The organism is Streptomyces sp. NPDC059853 (assembly GCF_042731495.1).
Taxonomy (GTDB): Bacteria; Actinomycetota; Actinomycetes; order Streptomycetales; family Streptomycetaceae; genus Streptomyces.
The window spans coordinates 1-19,814 of record NZ_JBHWJL010000074.1 but is presented as its reverse complement, the minus strand read 5'-3'; the positions used below and the strand labels follow the sequence as shown (position 1 = coordinate 19,814).

18 protein-coding genes and 2 pseudogenes are annotated in these 19,814 nt (G+C 70.9%); 12 read left to right on the top strand and 8 right to left on the bottom strand.

Annotated elements, in window-relative coordinates:
* A partial coding sequence (locus tag ACFV5N_RS11110; protein WP_385597151.1) for a hypothetical protein occupies positions 1-373 on the bottom strand: 373 nt, incomplete at its 3' end.
* Between the two features lie 121 nt (positions 374-494).
* Positions 495-1,061, bottom strand: a complete 567-nt coding sequence (locus ACFV5N_RS11105) for a potassium channel family protein (protein ID WP_385597148.1) — start codon at positions 1,059-1,061, stop codon at positions 495-497.
* Between the two features lie 296 nt (positions 1,062-1,357).
* Here ACFV5N_RS11105 and ACFV5N_RS11100 point away from each other — a divergent pair, with 296 nt between their 5' ends.
* Positions 1,358-2,491, top strand: coding sequence for an FUSC family protein (locus ACFV5N_RS11100; protein ID WP_385597145.1), 1,134 nt, complete (start codon positions 1,358-1,360; stop codon positions 2,489-2,491).
* 239 nt (positions 2,492-2,730) lie between these two features.
* Here the strand turns inward: ACFV5N_RS11100 and ACFV5N_RS11095 are convergent, their stop codons facing one another.
* On the bottom strand, positions 2,731-4,008 hold the full coding sequence (locus tag ACFV5N_RS11095) for an MFS transporter (protein WP_385597142.1): 1,278 nt from the start codon (positions 4,006-4,008) through the stop codon (positions 2,731-2,733).
* Between the two features lie 118 nt (positions 4,009-4,126).
* Between ACFV5N_RS11095 and ACFV5N_RS11090 the strand changes: the two genes are divergently transcribed.
* Positions 4,127-4,669, top strand: a complete 543-nt coding sequence (locus ACFV5N_RS11090; protein WP_385597140.1) for a CGNR zinc finger domain-containing protein — start codon at positions 4,127-4,129, stop codon at positions 4,667-4,669.
* A gap of 173 nt (positions 4,670-4,842) precedes the next feature.
* On the opposite strand, the gene ACFV5N_RS11085 is transcribed toward ACFV5N_RS11090, so the two are convergent.
* Complete coding sequence (locus ACFV5N_RS11085; protein ID WP_385597138.1) at positions 4,843-5,022, bottom strand: hypothetical protein; 180 nt, start codon at positions 5,020-5,022, stop codon at positions 4,843-4,845.
* 893 nt (positions 5,023-5,915) lie between these two features.
* On the opposite strand from ACFV5N_RS11085, the gene ACFV5N_RS11080 reads away from it, so the two are divergent.
* The 6 genes from ACFV5N_RS11080 to ACFV5N_RS11055 all read left to right on the top strand — a co-directional run bounded on the left by ACFV5N_RS11080 (position 5,916) and on the right by ACFV5N_RS11055 (position 12,547).
* Positions 5,916-8,168, top strand: a complete 2,253-nt coding sequence (locus ACFV5N_RS11080) for a xanthine dehydrogenase family protein molybdopterin-binding subunit (RefSeq protein ID WP_385597135.1) — start codon at positions 5,916-5,918, stop codon at positions 8,166-8,168.
* Positions 8,169-8,650: 482 nt separating this feature from the next.
* Positions 8,651-9,274 carry a (2Fe-2S)-binding protein gene (locus ACFV5N_RS11075; protein WP_385597132.1) on the top strand — a complete coding sequence of 208 codons (624 nt, stop codon included), beginning with the start codon at positions 8,651-8,653 and terminating at the stop codon, positions 9,272-9,274.
* Positions 9,274-10,251 carry an FAD binding domain-containing protein gene (locus ACFV5N_RS11070; protein ID WP_385597129.1) on the top strand — a complete coding sequence of 326 codons (978 nt, stop codon included), beginning with the start codon at positions 9,274-9,276 and terminating at the stop codon, positions 10,249-10,251. The genes ACFV5N_RS11075 and ACFV5N_RS11070 overlap by 1 nt, the downstream gene beginning before the upstream one ends.
* A gap of 69 nt (positions 10,252-10,320) precedes the next feature.
* Positions 10,321-11,466 carry an XdhC family protein gene (locus ACFV5N_RS11065; protein ID WP_385597126.1) on the top strand — a complete coding sequence of 382 codons (1,146 nt, stop codon included), beginning with the start codon at positions 10,321-10,323 and terminating at the stop codon, positions 11,464-11,466.
* Positions 11,467-11,476: 10 nt separating this feature from the next.
* Positions 11,477-11,614, top strand: coding sequence for a hypothetical protein (locus ACFV5N_RS11060; protein WP_385597123.1), 138 nt, complete (start codon positions 11,477-11,479; stop codon positions 11,612-11,614).
* Positions 11,615-11,968: 354 nt separating this feature from the next.
* Complete coding sequence (locus ACFV5N_RS11055) at positions 11,969-12,547, top strand: dienelactone hydrolase family protein (RefSeq protein ID WP_385597121.1); 579 nt, start codon at positions 11,969-11,971, stop codon at positions 12,545-12,547.
* A 109-nt stretch (positions 12,548-12,656) separates the two neighbouring features.
* Here ACFV5N_RS11055 and ACFV5N_RS11050 read toward each other — a convergent pair.
* Positions 12,657-12,800: pseudogene (locus tag ACFV5N_RS11050) on the bottom strand (ATP-binding protein); the annotation flags it as partial.
* Positions 12,801-13,065: 265 nt separating this feature from the next.
* Positions 13,066-13,821, bottom strand: coding sequence for an SDR family NAD(P)-dependent oxidoreductase (locus ACFV5N_RS11045; protein WP_385597120.1), 756 nt, complete (start codon positions 13,819-13,821; stop codon positions 13,066-13,068).
* A 166-nt stretch (positions 13,822-13,987) separates the two neighbouring features.
* Between ACFV5N_RS11045 and ACFV5N_RS11040 the strand changes: the two genes are divergently transcribed.
* Complete coding sequence (locus ACFV5N_RS11040; RefSeq protein WP_385597117.1) at positions 13,988-14,776, top strand: helix-turn-helix transcriptional regulator; 789 nt, start codon at positions 13,988-13,990, stop codon at positions 14,774-14,776.
* Positions 14,777-15,029: 253 nt separating this feature from the next.
* On the opposite strand, the gene ACFV5N_RS11035 is transcribed toward ACFV5N_RS11040, so the two are convergent.
* Positions 15,030-15,869: a LysR family transcriptional regulator gene (locus ACFV5N_RS11035; RefSeq protein WP_385597114.1), complete on the bottom strand. Its 840-nt coding sequence runs from the start codon at positions 15,867-15,869 to the stop codon at positions 15,030-15,032.
* A 94-nt stretch (positions 15,870-15,963) separates the two neighbouring features.
* Between ACFV5N_RS11035 and ACFV5N_RS11030 the strand changes: the two genes are divergently transcribed.
* Positions 15,964-16,701, top strand: coding sequence for an SDR family oxidoreductase (locus tag ACFV5N_RS11030; protein ID WP_385597111.1), 738 nt, complete (start codon positions 15,964-15,966; stop codon positions 16,699-16,701).
* Between the two features lie 378 nt (positions 16,702-17,079).
* Here the strand turns inward: ACFV5N_RS11030 and ACFV5N_RS11025 are convergent.
* Positions 17,080-17,894, bottom strand: a pseudogene (locus ACFV5N_RS11025) (SDR family NAD(P)-dependent oxidoreductase).
* Between the two features lie 95 nt (positions 17,895-17,989).
* On the opposite strand from ACFV5N_RS11025, the gene ACFV5N_RS11020 reads away from it, so the two are divergent.
* Both ACFV5N_RS11020 and ACFV5N_RS11015 read left to right on the top strand, forming a co-directional pair.
* Positions 17,990-18,583 (top strand): TetR/AcrR family transcriptional regulator, encoded by a 594-nt coding sequence (locus tag ACFV5N_RS11020; RefSeq protein WP_385597108.1) that lies wholly within the window; start codon positions 17,990-17,992, stop codon positions 18,581-18,583.
* Between the two features lie 445 nt (positions 18,584-19,028).
* Positions 19,029-19,550 carry a hypothetical protein gene (locus tag ACFV5N_RS11015; RefSeq protein ID WP_385597106.1) on the top strand — a complete coding sequence of 174 codons (522 nt, stop codon included), beginning with the start codon at positions 19,029-19,031 and terminating at the stop codon, positions 19,548-19,550.
* The last annotated feature ends 264 nt before the right edge of the window (positions 19,551-19,814 follow it).

Sequence of the window (19,814 nt, the reverse complement as noted above, 5' to 3'; positions counted from 1 at the left end):
CTCTCCCGGCGTCCCGGGTGCTCCAGCCTCGGCTGGTGAGGGTCCGGGCGGCGGCCCGGGCGGCATCGCGCTCGGCCTGTTCGGCTTCGGCGCGGGCGATACGGGCGTCGGTGAGAGCCCGCACCGCGGCGGCGGCCTCCGGGTCTTCCGGGGCCACGGAGACGATCACCGTTGCGGGGTGAGCATCCAGCAGATCAACGACGATGTCGTGGGCGTTGATCTCCGCTTCCGCCCAGGTCGTGCCCTGGGCCCTGGCAGCCCGCCCCTCGGGCAGCTCATGAACCGTGACCGTCCATGTGGAGCCCGTGCGCACAGCCGTGGCCGGGTACGTCGTGGCGACCAGACCAGCGAACTGGTCCGGATCGTCGGACAACTCGGGCTCTTCAAAGACTCTTTCGAAAGACATGCCACCCGGCCTAGCGGGCAACAGAGCACGCGTCCAGTACGACTGGACGCCTTCCGGCCATCCCCGGCAGGCGGAAAGCCGCACCTCGTCAGGGCTTCTCCGGGGGCGTCCCCGACGTCACGCGCGTGATGTTGAGCTGCACCGCGCTCACGATCAGCTTGGCCACCACTCCCACCAGCGCCAGGCCGGCCACCATCTGCAGGGTGACCAGGATCCGGGAGTGGGTGGTCGTCGCGGTGATGTCGCCGAAGCCGACGGTGGCGAAGACGGTGACGGTGAAGTACAGCGCGTCGGTGCGGGTCAGCGGCATCGTGAAGGAACCCGGCCGGTCGGTCTCCATGAGGTAGTACGTGCTGGCGAACATCAGCAGGAACACCGGCACGACGACCGTGAACGCCTCGATCGCGCGCAGACGCGGATACGGGGAGCGGATGATCGCGTACACCTGCCAGGTCACCGTGGCGGCGAAGGCCAGGAAACCGGCCACGAACCATGGAACGGTGGTCCGGTCGAGGGGACGATCGAGCGGCAGGGCGTAGTAGAGCACCAGCAGGACGATGACCGTGACGGTCGCGCGCATCGAGGTGAGCAGGAGCAGTCGGCGGCGCTGGCGCGGCTCCAGCTCTCGGTAGTGGGGGGCGGCGTCGATGCCCATGACAACGATCCTCCGTTTCGCGGCCGGCGACACCGACCTTCCCACGGCGCTTCCCGCGCACCAAGGATTGCCACCCGTCGGGGGACCACGTCGGACCGCGCGGCGGACGCCGGTGCCCCGTGCCGGGAGAAGCCGCCGGGGAAGTCCACTCGCTGGGGGTCGCTGGGCCGTACGGCTGGACGGATGGGCCCTCGTCACCCGCGGACCGCGGGTCGTACCGGGGGCCGTCCGGGCGCCGCCACAGAATGCGGGACGGGGAGCGGTTCACCCGGTGACCAGGGCGAGCGAGGACGGTCATGAGCGCGAGCACAGCAGGACGGGCCACGCTCGGGCGGAAGGTGTCGAACTGGGTGTCGAGCCTGTTCGTGTTCGACCCGGCGGGACCGAACTGGGCACGCGGCGTGGTCGCCCTGGACCTCGCCCTGGTGCCCCTGCTGGTCTTCTGGGTGATCGGGCACCAGGAGTACCTGGTCAGCGCGGCCTTCGGGCTGCTGTTGTCGGCGCTGGCCGATCCCGGGGGCGGTATCCGGTTCCGGGTCTCGCACGTGGCGGGCTTCGGGCTGCTGGGCGCGGGCGTGACCGCCCTGGGCTTCGCCCTGGCGGGGGCCGCGTGGTACTGGCTCGTGCTCGTCTCCTTCGGCGTCACGCTGGCCGCGGGTCTGACGCTGGTGTTCGGGGCCCGGGTAGGCGCCGCGGCGCTGCTGCTGAACGTGTGGTTCGTCCTCTCCCTGGGACACGGCGCCGGCTTGCAGCACCACGCGGACATCACCAGCCACACCTGGGCCCAGGTGGTGGCCTGGGCCGGGGGATCGGCACTGTGGGTCGCCGTGATGGTCCTCGGCCGGCTGATCCACGGACACGGGGTCAGGCCGCGCCCGGTCCCGGAACTGCCCGGTGACACGGCACGGCGGCCACTGACCGCGCCGCTGGTCGCGTTCGCGACGATCCGCGCCGTCGCCCTGGCCGGCACCGTCGCGCTCGCCTTCGGACTGAACCTGTCGCACGGGTACTGGATGACGATCGCCGCCGTGGTCGCGATGAAGCCGAGTCTGGAGCAGACCACTCTGGTGGCGTCCCAGCGCCTCGTGGGGGCGGGCCTCGGCTCCGCCGCGGCGATCGCGCTGCTCCTGATCCCCGCGGGCGAGCACGGACGGCAACTGTTCACCGTCGAACGGGGACTGGAGGTGGTCGCGCTGGTACTGCTGGTGCACGGCGTGGCCTTCGTCTTCTGGAACTACACGCTCTACACGGCCGTCATCGCCGCCGCCGTCCTCATCCTGGTGGACGTCCCCCACCCCTCGGACTACTCCGCCGAGGGCTACCGCGTCCTGTGGACGGTCTGCGGCGTGGGGATCGGAGTCCTCACCGTGCTCCTCGCCGGGCTGCTCTCCCGACGCACCACCGCCGCAGAACCGGCACCCCCGCCCTGAGCACCGGCCCGCGGGACGGAGGACAGCCCTGCTGCCCACGCCGGGGAGCACGGCAGGGCCAACCCCGCTGCCGCGTACCGCAGCCCGTTCCGGCCACCGGATCCGTCCCATTTTCAGGGGAGCCGAAGTGGTGCGCCGAGTCCGGAAGCGGGGGAGAGGCTCGGAGTCGAGCGGGTGGTGACAGGGGCTGACCACCGCGGGCGGCCGCGGAGGGGCGAGGTGCGGTCCGGCGAGATGGGCTATCTGCCCGACCGCTGGCGGGCCAGTGCCGAGGTGGTGACGATGCGCAGGAAGGGCACCACCGTCACGGCGACAAGAGCGGCGAGCACGGCGAGTGCGGCGCGCATACCGGCCAGTTCGCCGATCACACCGGCGAGGGCGGCGCCCAGCGGCATCGCTCCGAACGCGAAGAGCCGGGCGGCGGCGCTGTACCGGCCCAGCAGATGGTCGGGTACCACCCGCTGCGCGAGACTGCGGACGTTCACCGCCCACAGCGTGCCGCCCGCGCCGCCGAGGAACGCCCCGGCTGCCACCGCCCAGAAGTTGACGGTCAGGGCGGGCAGCGCGACCATGGCGGCGGTGCCGATCAGATCGGCGAACATCGCCCAGCGCGGGCCCAGTACACGGTTCGCCCGCCCCACCGAGGCCGCGCCGAGCAGTCCGCCGATCCCGAGGGCGCTGAGCAGCAGGCCGTACTGCTGCGGCTCCAGGCCCATGACGTCCCGCGCGTAGAGCGGCATGGTCGCCAGCCACGCGCCCCATGCCGCGGACAGCACGGCGACGAGCAGCGACAGGGTGCGCAGCAGGCGGCTGTGCCAGATGACGCCGAGGCCCTCGGCGATCCGGACATGCACGGACGGCGGCGGCCCGGTCTGTGCGGGGGTGGCGCGGAAGCGGCCGATGAGCAGCAGCAGTATCAGTGCCGAGAGCGCGTACGCTCCGCCGGTCACGCCCAGGGCGAGCGCGGTGCCGGCGGCGAGGAGGAGCCCGCCCACAGCGGGGCCGGTGAACTCTTGGGCCACGGTCTCGGCCGCGACCATCCAGGAGTTCGCCCGCTCGCGCCTGTCGGCGGGAACGGCGGCCGGGACCAGGGCGGCCGCGGAGGTCGCCGCGAGGACGTCGGCCGATCCGAGCACCGCACCGGACACCAGCAGCAGGGGAAGTGTGAGGGTGCCGGAGGCGCCGGCGCCGGCCAGCCCTCCCATGGCCGCGAGCCGTACTCCCATGGCAAGCCAGAGCAGGCCGCGACGGTCGTAGCGGTCGACCAGGACGCCGATGTGCAGGGCGGTCAGCAGCCAGGGCAGCGTGAGGGTGAGCGAGACGGCGGTGACCTGGGCGGGAGATGAGGTGAGCTGGGCCGCGAGCAGGGGCAGGGCCATTTTCATGACGCCGTCGGCGAGGTTGGTCACGCCGGTGAAGGCGACGAGGACCGCGGTGTTGCGGCGGCCGGTGCCGGCCACCCCGGGCGCCGCCGGGGGGTCGGTGTTCCGTGCGTGCTCGGGTGCTGACGTTCCCATGTCGCCGCCCTCCCACCGTCTAACGCGATAGATGGTGAGAGTTACTTTCGCACGGCCGCCGTCATCCCACAACCGCCTATCGCGATAGACGGTAAACTCATGGGTGGGAGGTACCCCCATGCCCCAGCAGCCGGACTCGGCCATCCTCATCGAGGCCTACGCCAACACGCTCGACCTGGACGCCGGCACCGACGCCCTCGCCACCCCCGCCGGCCTGACCACCTGGCTCGCCCAGCACAGCCTCATCAGCGGTGCGAAGGTCACCGAGGACGCCCACCGGAGCTACCTGGCTCTGCGCGCCGGCATCCGGGAACACCTCGGCGCCCACGTCGGCGACACCCCTGACCCCCACCTGCTGGCCGCCGCCGACCGCGCACTGGCCGAACACCCCCTGCACATCACCGCCGACGGCACCCTCACCCCCGGCCCTGACCTCCCACCCGACCGCGTCCCCTTCGCACACCTCGCCATCGCCTGGCACACCCTCGTCACCACCGGCACCGCGATCCGGCTCAAACGCTGCGCGGAGCACACCTGCGGCTGGGTCTTCTGGGACGCGTCCCGGAGCCGAACCGGCCGGTGGTGCTCCATGCAGGTGTGCGGCAGCAGGAACAAATCCCGCGCCTACGAAGCCCGTCGACGAGCACCGTCCGCGCGCTGAACCGAGCCCTCCGATCGGCCCGTCCAGGAAACCACCGGCACCACCGGATGTCCCCGAGCGGGAGCCCGCTTCACCGGGAAGATGCGGCGCGCTGCCCGCGCCGGGCCGTTCACCACCTACGGCAACGCCCAGCACCGCCGCCCTCCGCGCGGCGCGGACCGGGCATCCAGGGCTCAGGAGGAACGCGGCGGCTCGGCGTTGACCGGTCCGCCGCGCCAGTGGGCGGTGGCGAAGAACCATCCGAGGCCGGGCCGGCCTTCGGGGTTGCGGTAGGGCATGACGTGCACGGTGCGGAGGTCCGCCGGGTCGATGGTGGGGATGATCATGACGTCGACGACGGTGCGGGGCGGCACTCGGGTTCCTCCGCGTGGGGTGTGGGGCGGGAGGACCCCAGCGGTCGTGCGGGGTTCGGGCGGTGGGAAGCCGGCGTTCCTCCACGTGGCCGACGGGCCCGCGGTGCCCTCGGCTGGAACGGTCCGGACTGCTGTCCGTCACCGGACCACAGCCACTGCGCTGACACCCACGACCGCACCTCACGGCGCGTGGGCCAAAGCGCCAGGTGCCGTGAGGTCCTTCCGGGCTTCGAGCGCGGTCAGAGATGTTCGGTGGGCGCGGCGTGTTCAGCGTCGTAGGTGTTGGAGCCCAGCCTGGCCGGGTCGCGGTAAGCCCGGATCGCGCAACCTCGGATCGGCGGGTCGTGGCAGCCGTCGACCTGCTGGGTCAACCTGGGAACAGCACGTCAAGCGCTCGGTCGTGCCGAAGCCCGCCGACCGTCGAGGTGCCTTCCGGCGCACAACCAGGAGAAGCGCATGATTCCAGGCAATCAGGCGGGCCAGGGGCCCGTCGGGCGTGTCCCGGCGAGGGTTCCCGGGCGCCGGTGCCGTCGCCGCCGATGCCGCGGCGGGCGACTGGCTCGTGGCGGTACGGGGCGCGGTCAACGGTGACCGGCCCACGGTGCGAGTCGATCCGCGGATCACACTGCTCGACACGCTCCGCGCGAAGCTGGAGGTCACCGGGACGGAGACGGGCTGCGACCGTGGCCAGTGGGGGGCGTGCGCCGTGCACGTCGATGGGTTGCGTTCGCCGATCGGGCTCGACCTCGGCGCTCGCACCCTCCGGGAGACCGCGCTGTCGATCGCGGCCGAGATCGTTGCCCACCGGCGCGGGGCAGCCCTGCGCCCCGGGGGCCCGTCCACCAGCCCGCCGTCCCGCTGGCGGGCGCCGTTCCCAGCAGTCAGGAGTCAGGATGACCGTCTCTCCAGTCGGGCGTGAAGTCGCCCGCGTAGACGGCCGATTGAAGGTCACCGGAGCCGCACGGTACTCCGGTGACTACTCGGCCACCAACACGTCCTACGCCCACGTCGTCACCAGCACGGTCGCGAGGGGCACGATCCGCTCCATCGACACCGTCGCCGCGCTGGCCGCTCCCGGGGTCCTGCGCGTGTACGTCGCGGGGGACGGGCGCCTCAGGCTGTACCCGCTCGCACCCGAGTTCAGTTTCTTCGGTGAGAACTACGTCCCCTTGCAGGACAGGACTGTTCGTTACCACGGCCAGATCATCGCCGTGGTCGTTGCCGGGAGTGTTGAGCAGGCGCGCGACGCCGCGGCGCTGATCACCGTCACCTACGACGCGCAGCCGCCCCGCTCCTCCCTCGCGGACGGACCCCGCGAGCCGTCCGACCCTACGTCCAGCGGGGAGCCGAGCAGCGTCACGGTCCTCGCCCCGGGCGTCGAGTCGATCGACGAGGCGCTCGCCGCCGGCGAAGTCGTCGTGGAGGCCGACTTCGAGCAGCCGGTGCAGCACCACGCCGCGATGGAACCCCACACCGTCCTCGCCGAGTGGGACGGAGACGGGGTGACCGTTCACGCCGGCGCGCAGATGCCAACGCCGTTCACGATCCTGCTGGCCCAGCGGCTCGGCGTCCTCCCACAGCAGGTCCGACTGGTCGGAAGGTACGTCGGCGGCGGTTTCGGGGCCCGGGTCATCGTGTGGAGCGAGGCCCCGGTGGCCGCCGCCGCGGCCCGGGAGCTTGGCCGTCCCGTCAAGCTCACCCTCACCAGGGAGCAGATGTTCACCCTGGTCGGCCACCGCCCGCACCTCATCCAGACGGTCAGGCTGGGCGCCTCCCGCAACGGGGTCCTCAACGCCATCAGCCACGAGAGCGTCGCCGAGAGGCCGGCCGCTGGTGGCTGGAACATGATCCCGGGCCACTCCACCTCGGACACGCTCTACAACACGCCCAACCTGCGGATCAACCCGCAGCAGGTCATCCTCGACATGCCGAGCAGCTGGGCGATGCGGGCGCCCAACGAGGCCCCCGGGGCGTTCGCCCTGGAGACGGCGATGGACGAACTGGCCGTCGCCACCGGTGTCGACCCCGTCGAGTTGCGACTGCGCAACTACGCCACCGTCAGCCCCTCCACGGCCCGGCCGTGGTCGAGCAAGCACCTCGACGAGTGCTACCGCGACGGCGCACGACGCTTCGGCTGGTCGGCCCGCAGCGCCGTGCCCCGCGCGCGGGTCGACGGGGACTGGCTGGTCGGCACCGGAATGTCCAGCGCGGCGTACCCGGCGGCCCGCCAGGCCGCGAGCGTCAGGATCCGGCTGCGCGACGACGACACCGCGGTGGTGTCGACCGGGACCTCGGACCTGGGCACCGGCGCGTGGACGATGGTGGCGGTCGCCGGCGCCGACGCCCTGGGGCTCCCGCTTGAGCGGGTGACCCCGGAGATCGGTGACTCGGCGCTCCCCCCGGGCGCGCCCGCCGTGGGCTCCGGCGCCACGCACAGCACCGTCCCGGCGATCGTGGCGGCCGCCCGCGACACGATCGCCGCGCTCAAGCGGCTCGCGGTGACCCATTCCGGCTCGCCGTGGCACGGGGCGACCGCCGAGGACCTGCGCTACGAGCAGGGCCGACTGCACGGGAACGATCGCTCGATGACCTTCGGCGAACTGCTCAGGACCCTCGGGTCACGCGGCCTGGACGCCACCGCCTCCGAGCCCGCCGGCGATCCCCCCGGGTACTCGTTCCATACCTTCGGCGCCCACTTCTGCGAGGTGCGGGTCAACCGGTTCACCCGCGAGATCCGCGTCACCCGGTTCACCACCGTCGTGGATGCCGGGCGCACCATCAACGCCCGGGCCGCCCGGAGTCAGATCGTCGGCGGTGTCATCTTCGGCATCTCGGGCGCCCTGCTGGAAGGCAACCACCTCGAACGCGACACGGGGCGGCTGGCCGCGAGCACGCTCGCCGACTACCTGGTACCCGTGAACGCCGACATTCCCGACATCGACGTGCACCTCCTCGACCGGCCCGACCCGCACCTCACCGGGCCGCTCGGCGAGGACGGCGGGGAGGTCGGAACGCGAAGCCTCGGCGCTCGCGGCCTGGGGGAGATCGGCACCGTCGGCTCGGCCGCCGCCGTCGGCAACGCCGTCTTCAACGCCACCGGCATCCGGGTACGCGAGCTCCCCATCACCCTCGACAAACTGCTGTAGCGGTGCGGGCGGTGGCCTCGGTGCCGCGCCGAGCCCCCGCTGCGACCGAGCTTCCGCTCGTCGCACCGGCTGTCGACTGGAGCGCGCCCTTGGCCCCGTCGACCTGCGTGCGGCCCGGCGGCGATCACGTCGGACGACCGGCCGGCGCGGCGGGCGGCACCCGGACGCCTCCTGGGGCCGACCTTGCCGCCCGGTTGGTCGGCAGGCGCTGTCCTGCGTCGTAACCGGCCTGGAGCGGGCCGTTCTTACCGTCCCGACGCTCGGTGTGTCACATACGGCCGATCCGATCCCGCATCATCGCGCGGGCCCTGATCGGCGTCCGCTCCGGCTCCTTCGGTCCGCCCTCAGCCTGGGATCGGCAGAGCCTGGATGATCCCGCTCCGGGTGGTCAGCCTTGGAGCAGCGCTCGATCCCGCGGCCGCACCGATGGTCGCGGCGCCGGCCTTTCCCCTGCCCGAACCTGCCATCACCAGGAGGCATTGATGAACGAACAGGACGACGTGGGAGACGCCGGCTCGGGTGTGTCCCGGCGCAGCTTCGTCGGGGGGAGCCTGGCCGCCGTCACCGTGGCGCCGCTGCTGACCGGACAGGCCGAGACGGCAGCAGCCGCCCCGGCGGCCACCGTCGACGGCGTGACGCCGGTGACGGTACGGACCGCCGTCAACGGCGATCCGGTCACCCTGCGGGTGGACCCGCGGGCCACGCTGCTGGACACACTCCGCGAGCGGCTCGACCTCAAGGGCACCAAGAAGGGCTGCGACCGGGGGCAGTGCGGTGCCTGCACCGTGCACATCGACGGCCGGCGCGTGCTGTCGTGCCTCACACTGGCCGCCACGGCGAGCGGCCATCAGGTCACGACGATCGAGGGGCTGGCGGACGGCGACCGGCTGCACCCCATGCAGCAGGCCTTCGTCGAACACGACGGTCTGCAGTGCGGCTTCTGCACCCCGGGGCAGATCATGTCCGCGGTCGCCATGGTCGACAACGAGGGCCCCGCCCGCTCCGACAACGAGATACGTGAGCGCATGTCGGGCAACATCTGCCGGTGCGGCGCCTACCCCCGCATCGTCGACGCCATCCGGGACGCGCAGCGGGTGATGCGCTGATGCGGCCCTACACCTACGCCCAGGTGCGCTCGGTCCGTGAGGCCGTGCGGGACGCCAAGCCCGGCACCGCGTTCCTGGCCGGTGGCACCACCCTGGTGGACCTCATGAAGCTCGAAGTGATGTCCCCCGACCATGTCGTGGACATCAACCGGCTTCCCCTGGACGGCATCTCGTCGGACCACGAGGGTCTGCACATCGGCGCGCTCGAACGGATGAGCGACGTGGCCGCCGCGCCCGCCGTGCGCCGGCACTACCCGATGGTCGCGCAGGCGCTGGAGCTGAGTGCCTCGGCCCAGCTGCGCAACATGGCGAGCATCGGCGGCAACCTGCTGCAGCGCACGCGGTGCAGCTACTTCCGCGACGTCACAACCCCGTGCAACAAGCGTGAGCCGGGCAGCGGCTGCTCAGCCCTGGAAGGGGTCAACCGCGGCCACGCCGTGCTGGGCACCAGCGACGCCTGCATCGCCACCCATCCCAGCGACCTCGCCGTCCCGCTGGTGGCGTTGAGCACGACCGTCCACCTGGCCTCGGCACGCGGCACACGCACCGTACCCCTGGAGACGTTCTACACCCTGCCCGGCGACACCCCCGAGGTCGAAAACGTGCTGCGGCCGAACGAGCTCATCACCGGGATCACCGTGCCCCGCTCGCCCTGGGCGGCGCACTCGCGGTACCTGAAGATCCGCGACCGGCAGTCCTACGAGTTCGCGCTCACCTCGGCCGCCGTAGCGCTCCAACTGCGAGGGCGCACCATCGTGAACGCCCGGATCGCCGCAGGGGGAGTGGGGACCAGGCCGTGGAGGCTGACGGCCGTCGAACGCGCCCTGACGGGCCGGCCCGCCACCCCCGCGACGTTCGAGGCGGCCGTCGCCGGTGCCGCGGACGGCGCCCGGCCACGGGAACACAACCGGTTCAAGCCCGCGCTACTGCGTCGCACCCTGGTACGGGCGCTGACCGAACTGCAGGAGAACCGGTGAGCGGCCGGCGCGGCGGCCCCGCCCGGCCTGGCTCCGTCGGGACAGGCGGTCAGGGAGCGGGCGGCGCATATGCTTGAGCTTGCCCCCGACCTGGTCGAACGTGTCCGCCGCGGCGTCCCGTTCGTGGCCGGCACCGTCACGAGCGTCGCCGGCAGCGCCCCGCGGCAGCCCGGCTCGTCCCTGGTCGTGAACGCGGACGGCACTGTGCTGGGCAATGTGTCGGGCGGATGCGTCGACGCCGCGGTCCACGACGCGTGCCGGGAGATGCTGGCCGGGGACCACCGAGCCCGGGCCCTGCGGTTCGGGTACAGCGACGCCGACGCGTTCGACGTAGGTCTGACCTGCGGCGGCACCATCGAGCTTTTCCTGCGCCACCACGACCCGGCCACCGAACCATGGCTCGAATCAGCTCTGGCCGATGCCGCGGGCGGCCGGGCGGTGGCCGTGGCCACGATCGTGCGCGGCCCGGACACCCACCTCGGTCGTGCGATCGTCGTGCGGCCCGGGCGATCCGTCGCGGGCACGCTCGGGGACGTACTGCTCGACCAGGCCGCCGAGGCACAGATCACCGATGCCCTGCACGCCGGGCGGACCGGCACGCTGGAGCTCGGGACGGCCGACAGCCACTGCCGGGAGCCGATGACCTTGCTGGTGGAGAGCCACTCCCCACCGCCTCGGATGCTGGTCTTCGGCGCCATCGACCACGCGGCCGCGCTGGCCCGGCTCGGCTCCTTCCTCGGCCATCGGGTGACCGTCTGCGATGCCAGGGCCACGTTCGCCACCCCGGAACGGTTCCCGGACGCGGAGGTGGTCGTCGAGTGGCCGCACCGCCATCTCCGGTCCCAGGCCGAGGCCGGCCTGCTGGACCAGCGCACCGTCGTGTGCGTGCTCACCCACGACCCCAAGTTCGACCTGCCGCTCCTGACCGCCGCGCTGCGCATGCCGGTTGCGTACGTGGGGGCCATGGGGTCCCGCCGCACCCACGAGGAACGTCTGGCCCGGCTCCGTGACGCCGGTCTCACCAGTGGTGAGCTCGATCGCCTGCACTCGCCCATCGGCCTCGACCTCGGGGCACGTACCCCGCAGGAGACAGCGCTGTCGATCGCGGCGGAGGTCGTCGCCCACCGGCATGGCGGCTCGGGCGCACCCCTGAGCACCGGGGTCCCCATCCACCACAGTGCTCCGTCGACCGGCGCACTCGCCTTCAGCAGCTGAAGGGTTCACGATGTCCCGTTCCCCGGTCGGACGCGGGACCGAGCGCGTCGACGGCAGGCCGAAAGCCACCGGCGCGGCGGAGTACTCCGGTCACTGGCGCGCCGCCGACCTCGCACACGCCCGTCTCGTCACCAGCACCATCGCGTGAGGCACCCTCACCGGTCCCCGGCCCCAGCTCACAGCGCACCGCCGGGCCGCGAGCGTGCGGATCCGCTTGCTCGACGACGACACCGCCGTCGTCTCGACCGGGGTCTCGGACTCCGGCACCGGAGGGGCGACCAAGGGGGGTCGATGACCTTCGGACGTCTGCTCGCCGCCGCCGACTCACCGGGCATCACGCGCCCTCGCCGAGTCACCCGGCGACGCCGACCCGCTCGAAGTCCGACTCACCGAACAGGGACCACCGGGCCGGTCCTGTCCGGCCGCTGCCCGTGGATGTCAGTGCCGCGGTCCATACTCGTGCCGCGGCGCCACGCGGGCACCGCAGTACGAGGGGAGCAACATGGCTGAGGTGCTGATCTTCCACCACGGACACGGGCTGACCGCCGGCATTCGCGGTTTCGCCGAGCGGTTGCGCCGGGCCGGACACACCGTCCACGCTCCAGATCTGTACGAAGGGCAGGTATTCGACAGCCTCGAGGAGGGCGCCGCCTATGCCGAGAGCGTCGGGTTCGGCACGATCATCGCGCGCGGAGCCGCCGCCGCCGAGGGGCTGCCCGCGGAGCTCGTCTATGGTGGCTTCTCGCTGGGCGTCCTGCCGGCGCAGAAGCTGGCCCAGACCCGCCCCGGAGCGAAGGGGGCCTTGTTGCTCGAGGCGTGCGTCCCGGTCTCGGAGTTCGGCGCCAGGTGGCCTCAGGACGTCCCTGTTCAGATTCACGGCATGGACGCGGATCCGTTCTTCGCCGGGGAGGGTGATGCGGACGCCGCCCGCGCGGTCGTCGAGACGGTGACAGATGCCGAGCTCTTCCTCTACCCCGGCGACAGACACCTGTTCACCGACAGCAGCCTGCCTTCCTACGACGAACAGGCCGCGACGCGGGTCAACGATCGGGTGCTCGGCTTCCTCGACCGCGTTGGGTAGGGGCGTCAACGCCCTGGTCCTGTCGGCGGCGAGGCAGCCGTTCCCCTGGGTCGATGCCGAAGTCACGGACACGGACCGTGCCTGGGTCGCGCCGCCCGCATGGGCCGGGTTTGTTCAGCTGCTTCTCGTCGGCGGCCTCGACCAGCGCGTTCCCGAGCCTGGTGGCGAGGGTGTAACGGACGCGGTAGCCCTTCCTCGCGGCCTCGGTGCCCAGGGCGATGAGCATGTCGGGCTTGCCGGGGCCGGAGCCGCCGGGCCATCGGGCGGTGATGCGGTGATCACCGTCTTGGAACGGTGCCCGGTGCGGTAGTTGCCCCGGCCGCCCTCGGCCCGCTCACCCGGCTCGTGCCCCGGATCGGCGCAGCGCCCTGCGAGCAGTGCCTCGCCGAGCGCCACCATGGCGTCGGCGAGTTCCTCCATGAACGGCCCGGTCGGCTTTCCGTCCCCCTACTGGTACGAGAGACGGACGCGCCGTCGAACCCGGCCATGCCGAAAGAGGCGAGGGCGTTCGCCACCCCCTACCAGGGGAGGCTCATCCCTTCCCAGGTGGTGAATGTCGCGGTGGGCCCGTCCGGCCCGAGCCGGGCGACGCGCACCACCTCGCGGGCGGCGTCCTCGATCGACTCCGTACCCTCGAAGTTGACCAGTTGGGTGCGCGCGAACCCCGGCGAGACGAGATTGATCTTGATGTCGGTCGCTTCCAGCTCGATCATCATGGACAGCGTCACTGCGTGGAGCGCCGCCTTCGACGCGGCGTAGACCGGTTCAAAGGACGAGTGGTACGGGAAAGCCGGGTCGGCAGCAAGCGTCAGCGAGCCCAGCGCGCTCGTCACGTTGACGATGCGCGCGTCCGACGACTTGCGCAGCAGCGGCAGCATGGCCTGGTACACCGCCAGGGCGCCGAAAACGTTCACTTCCCACACCGCCCGCACCTCGTCCAGCGAGGCGATACTCGGTTTCGCCAGGGCGCGCAACTGGGCCATGTCCAAGCCACCTGTACGGGTGGTGGAGATGCCGGCGTTGTTGACGAGGAGGTCGAGCCGACCGGCTTCCTCGTCGATCCGTTTGGCGGCCGAGGCGATCGACGCCGCGTCGGTCACGTCGAGTTGGAGAGCGACGGCGCCGTTGCCGATCCCGGCGGCCGCCGTTTCGCCGCGGGCGAGATCGCGGGATCCGACGAACACGGTGACGCCATCCGCGGCCAACTCCTTCGCGACGTGCTTGCCCATGCCCTGGTTGGCTCCGGTGACGAGAGCGATGCGGTTCGTGGGCACAGGGCCCTCCCTTGTCCGATGTCGTGCGGTGGGTGAGCGCTCGTGCCACCCCGGCACGCCTCGCGCTCTGCGACAACCATGCGGGACTTCCGGCAGACCGGGGAGGCCCGATCGAACCTGGTACTGAGAGGGCCAGCCGACGGACCGCTGCGGCACAATGGTGTGCATGCCGACGAGGATCAAGGCGGACTTCGGTGAGTACCTGCGCCGTCGGCGCGCCACGATGGCGCCTCCCGGGCAGCCGACTGACGGGCTGGCGTCACGACGGCGGGTTCCCGGCCTGCGACGCCAGGAAGTGGCCGAAACCGCCGGGATCTCCGTCGAGTACTACACCCGTCTCGAGCAGGGGCGGGCGCCCCGTCCGTCGCGGGAGGTCCTTACCGCGCTGGCGCGCGCCCTTGGCCTGACGGCCGCTGAGCGGGATCATCTGTTCCGGCTCGCCGGCGAGTTGCCCCCGGAGCCGTTCGCCCCTGACTGCAAGGTGAGGCCAGGGCTCCTCCATCTGCTGCGGGGCCTCGACAGCACCGTCCCGGTCACCATCCACGACGGGCGCCTGGACGTGATGGCGCGCAACGCCGCCGCCGCTGAGCTCCTCGGAACGCAATCCAGCACGAGTCGGTACGGGCGCAACATCGTCCACCAAGGTTTCTCGGCCACGGCACGCCGCATCCTCGGAGACGAGGGCGCCCACCGGTACGCCCGCTGGGCCACGGCTGAGCTTCGCTCTGCGATGGGCCGATACCCGGACGACGAATACCTCCGGTCCCTGTTCGCGGAGCTCTCGGCGACGAGTGCCACCTTCCGGAGCTACTGGGAGCGGGGCGAGGTCATGGCTGATCGGTCTGCCGTGAAGCGCCTGCACCACCCGACACGAGGATGGTTGGTCTTCCAGAGCGAGATTCTGCACGACCCGGAGCGGGACCACTGGATCGTGATCTACGCGCCTTCGGGATGACTCGCCGCCACGGTCGCCGTCGCCGTCCGCGACGCTGACGTGCCCCTCACCGTGACGCGCCGCCGCCCCCGACACGGGCACCGCACCTGCCCGCGCTGTGGGACGGTCGGTACCGAGCCGATCCCGCGCGATGTCGGAGTCCGCCCCGACTGTGCCCCAGCCGCGCACCGCCAGCGGGTCGAAGAGCAGGGGCGTTGAGCTGCCAGCCGCTTGATCGAGGCTGTCGTCGGGTGGCTGCCCCGCTCATCCGCGTTCACAGGTGTGTCGCAACGCGGACAAGGTCAGCGACAGCACGAAGGCGGCTGTGCGGCGGCCAAGCGATCACCGTAGTCACCGGCTGAGCGTCCAGGACCGGCACCGCGGCGAGGTCCCGGCGCAGGTCGGTGCCGGCTGACTCGGGAATGACCACGGTGGTACGACCGAGCGCGATCAGCTGGAAGAGCTGCGTCAGGTTCCGTATCTCCGCGCCCGGTCCTTCCGGGTAGCTGCCGCCGGGACCGGGCCAGCGGGCCATCGGGAGCTCCGGCAGTGTGGTGATGTCGGCCATCCGGATCCGGGAGCGAGTGGCGAGCGGGTGAGAGGCCGGCAGGATCGCGACCTGGCCCTCGGTGTACAGGGTTTCGGTGTCGAGCCCGGCCGCTGAGTCGAAGGGCAGGTGCAGCAGAGCCACGTCGGCTTGTCCCTCCTGCAGCAGCCGCCGGTGCTGGTGTGCCTCGCAGAGCAGCAGATCGACGGTGGCTGCGCCGGGCTCCGTGGCGTAGGCGTCGAGCAGTTTCGTGAGCAACTCGCCACCGGTGCCGGATTTGACGGTGAGGACGAGGCTGGGGTGTGCCGTGGCGGCCCGTTGGGTACGCCGCTCAGCCCTGGTCACTGCGCTGAGGATCTCGCGTCCTTCGGCCAGCAGCACGGTTCCGGCCCCGGTGAGCGTGACCTTGCGGCTGTTGCGTTCCAGCAGTGCGGTTCCGAGCCGCCGCTCGAGCTGGGCGATCGCGCGGGACAGTGGCGGCTGGGCTATCCCAAGGCGCTGGGCAGCCTTGCCGAAGTGCAACTCCTCGGCGACGGCGACGAAGTACCGCAGCTCGCGTATGTCCACGAGTACAGGCTAAGACGGCAGACGGCTGCGATCGATACCGCTCGGGTATCGCCGCACTACCGAGGTGGTGTTGGTACCCGGATGCGGCGCAGGCATGCTCATTTTCATGAGCGAGAAGACGATCGTGCTGGTCACCGGCGCGAACAAGGGAATCGGGTATGAGATCGCGGCCGGGCTGGGCGCGCGGGGCTGGAGCGTCGGTGTCGGCGCCCGGGACGAGCGGCGCCGGGAGGACGCTGTGGCGAGGTTGCGCGCGGCTGGTGCTGACGCGTTCGGCGTGCCCTTGGACGTGACGGACGCCGGGAGCGTGGCCGCCGCAGTCCAGCTGATCGAGGAGCGGGCAGGACGGCTGGACGTACTGGTCAACAACGCCGGCGTTGCCGGCGGCTGGCCGGAGGAACCGACGACCATCGACCTGGAGACCGTGCGGCGACTGGTGGAGACCAACGTGCTCGGCGTCATCAGGGTCACCAACGCGATGCTGCCCCTGCTGCTCCGTTCGGCGCACCCGCGGATCGTCAACCAGTCCAGCCACGTCGGCTCCCTGACACTGCAGACCACGCCCGGCGTGGACCTCGGGGGGATCAGCGGGGCGTACGCGCCGACGAAGGCCTACCTCAACGCCGTCACCATCCAGTACGCCAAGGAGCTGAGCGGCACCAACGTCCTGATCAACAACGCCTGCCCCGGTTACGTGGCCACCGAGCTCAACGGATTCAGCGGCACACGGACTCCCGAGCAGGGCGCGGCGATCGCCATCCGGCTGGCGACCTTGCCGGACGACGGCCCGACCGGCCAGCTGTTCGACGACAGCGGCGTCGTACCCTGGTGACCTGACCCGGGATGCGCTCCTCGCCGATCGGGCCGTGGCCGCCCGTCCGCCCACGTGCATCCAGCAAAGACCGCTGTCGCTGGGCCGTGTCACGCAGCCTCGGCCGGGTGACGGACGGCCACCGCTCGTTTCCGATCCGCTCGGGGCCGCAGCCGGCCAGGTTGAGGCCTGAGGTCTCTTCCGAGGTCGGCAGCAGCAGCTCCTCAGTGGTGCGGGACAGCTCGTGACGTCAAGGATCGCCCCTTGTGTCCTGGCGCAGGCGCTCACCCAGTGTCCGGGCGCAGGGCCCGGTGTAGGTCAGGCCGGGCCCGCCGTCCCGCAGCGGGGTAGGCAAGATCACAGCGATATCGAAGCCCGCCGGCGTCGCACGTCGGTCCGCTACCGCTGTGCGGCGTCGGATACCGCGGCCCACTGCTCCCAGGTGTCGATCCGGTCGGCGTAGATGCCCTTGACACGGTTGAGGACCCAGTCGCCGAGCAGCAGTCGCAGCGGCGGTTCGGCGGCGTCCACGATGGTGAGGACGGCTGCTGCGGTTGCCGCAGCGTCGCCGGTCGTCGACGGGTCGAACGAGGCGTAGATCGCCTTTCGGACGGCGTCGTACTCATGCATGGCCGGAGCGGCCTTCGCTGCTCCGCGAAATCCGGTGGTGTAGCTGCCCGGCTCGATGATCGTCACCTTGACCCCGTGCGCGGCCACCTCACCGGCCAGGGCTTCGCTCATCGCTTCGACGGCGAACTTGGTCGCGACGTAGGACCCGCCGGTCGGGAAACTGGCGATCCCGCCGATGCTGGAAACCGTGAGAATGTGCCCGCTGCCCTGCGCCCTCAGCAGCGGCAGTGCTGCCTGGATGACCGACAGGTGCCGAAGACGTTCGTGTCGAAGTTCGCCTTCACCTCGTCGAAGTCCAGTTCCTCGACCGCGCCCGTGTAGCTGTATCCGGCGTTGCTCACCACCACGTCCAGCCGGCCGAAGTGCGCGTGCCCCTCGGCGACGGTCCGGAACACGGCCTCGCGGTCGGTCACGTCCAGCGCGCGCACCAGCACGGCGTCCCCGAAGCGGTCCACCAGATCCGCGAGCGCCTCAGTCTTGCGGGCGGTCGCGACGACCTTGTCCCCGCGGCCGAGGGCTGCCTCCGTCCAGATGCGCCCGAAGCCGCTCGATGCGCCCGTGACGAACCAGATCTTTTCCGTCATGACCATCCTCCAAAAATTTACACTCAGTGCGAACACTTGCAAGGTTACACTGAGTGCGAGCTTTCGGCGCGAGGCCGGACCAGGAGGAGGGAGGGATGGTGACAGGAGTACGCGAGAGCAAGAAGGAAGCCACTCGCGCCCGGATCGCGGAGGCCGGACTGCGGCTCTTCTGGGAACACGGCTACGACGCCACCACGCTCGACGACATCGCGGCAGCGGCCGGGATCTCCCGCCGGACCTTCTTCTACTACTTCAAGTCCAAGGACGATGTCCTGCTCGCCTGGCACGGAGCAGGGGCCCTCTCATCCGCGCTGCGCCCGGCCATGCTCGAACAATCCCCGGAACAGACCCCCCTCGAAGCAGCGATGCACTGCCTGCTCAGCCTCGCCTCGCGCTACGAAACCGCCGAGTCCAAAGCCATGGACGCCCTGATGCGATCTTCCGACGCACTCAGTGGCCGCAAGGACATTGCCGAGATCCACATGGAGCGGGACCTGGCCGACGCCATGTCGACACTCTGGCCCGACCCCGCACAGCGGACCCAGCTCCGCATCGCCGCGATGATGGCCATCGGCACCCTTCGAATCTCCCTCGACGACTGGCGAAACGACACCTCGGATACCCCGCTGGCCCAGCACCTGGAACGCAATTTCCGCGCCCTGATGCCGTCGGCAAACGATGGCGAATGATGACAGGCTGCCCGACTCTCACTGACCGGCGGGAGGGGAGTCGGTGTCGGTCGGCCCCGGTTGCACGTTGTTCGCGGTTGCGCCCTTCGGGCCGACCTCTCGTGCGAGCCCTCGCACGAGCGTCGCGATGGCGGCCTCGCGGCGGCGGCGCGTCGGCCGACCGGAGGGCGCCGGGCGGATGTTCCGTGCACGATCCGCCGGATCCTGGCGCACGACGGGCGCCGGCCCGGGGGCGGCACCGGACCCGACGGGCACCGGGCGGTGGCCACAGCCCCGCTTCGCCGAGGCGCTCCGGGCCGGCCGCTCCCCGATGGACGCGGACTTCGCCGACCCTGGTGCGCCGCTGCCCGCCCACCGCCCGCGCACCTTGCTCGACGAGACTTCCCGCGTACTGACCGCCGACCGCGCGACTCTTTCCGGATGAACGACGACTTCGAGGTAGCTCATGACGCTCACGCACAGGACGAGGATCGGCCGGCATCGGCGAACAATAGTGTTTGGTCTGCTCGCCGCCATAATTGCTGGAATCGTGTCCGTACTAATCCTGGCGCGGTGGACGATGGAGCGGACAGAGCTCAACGGCCTGGGAGCCCGAGACCGCGGCTGTGGTATGGGTGAATGGGTTACCGGGGTCTCGCAGACTGACGTGGCAGGTCAGTACATCGGCGATATGTATGGTCGGGTGATATTGGAGGAAGACGGCACCGCTCACATATCAGATTTTCCTGTCCTCAGCTGGGAGATCGACCGCGAATTCGACATGGTGACAACGTCGGGAACATGGCGCCTTATCGTGAGAAATGGCGATAGGCAACTCGTGGATCTGACTTTCGATATGCCCAATGAATTGGGAGGCGAGAGGACAGGGGAGGTCCTGGAGATCGGCAGTCATGCGAACGGATTTCAACTGTCGCAATATATCGGAGATCCGGATTCCTGCCATTTGAATATCTTCAATGAAGGATAGGGACTTGTCGCGCTTCTGAAATTAGAAGCACTGTTCTGCAGCATCTGAGACGGCCGGTGGAGCCAGCAAGACTCCACCGGCCGTTTCGTGCGGATTCTCATGGTGGACCCGGCGGCCATCCATGTGGAGTACATCGGTGCGGGGGCCGCGCTGCGCGGTCTGCGTCCCGTCGAGGGCCCGGCCGAGGTACGGCTGCGGGTGTCGGCCAGGGCGGCCACGGCCGCGGAGGCCCGGAGTGTGGGGTGGGAAGTGGAGTCGCTGTAC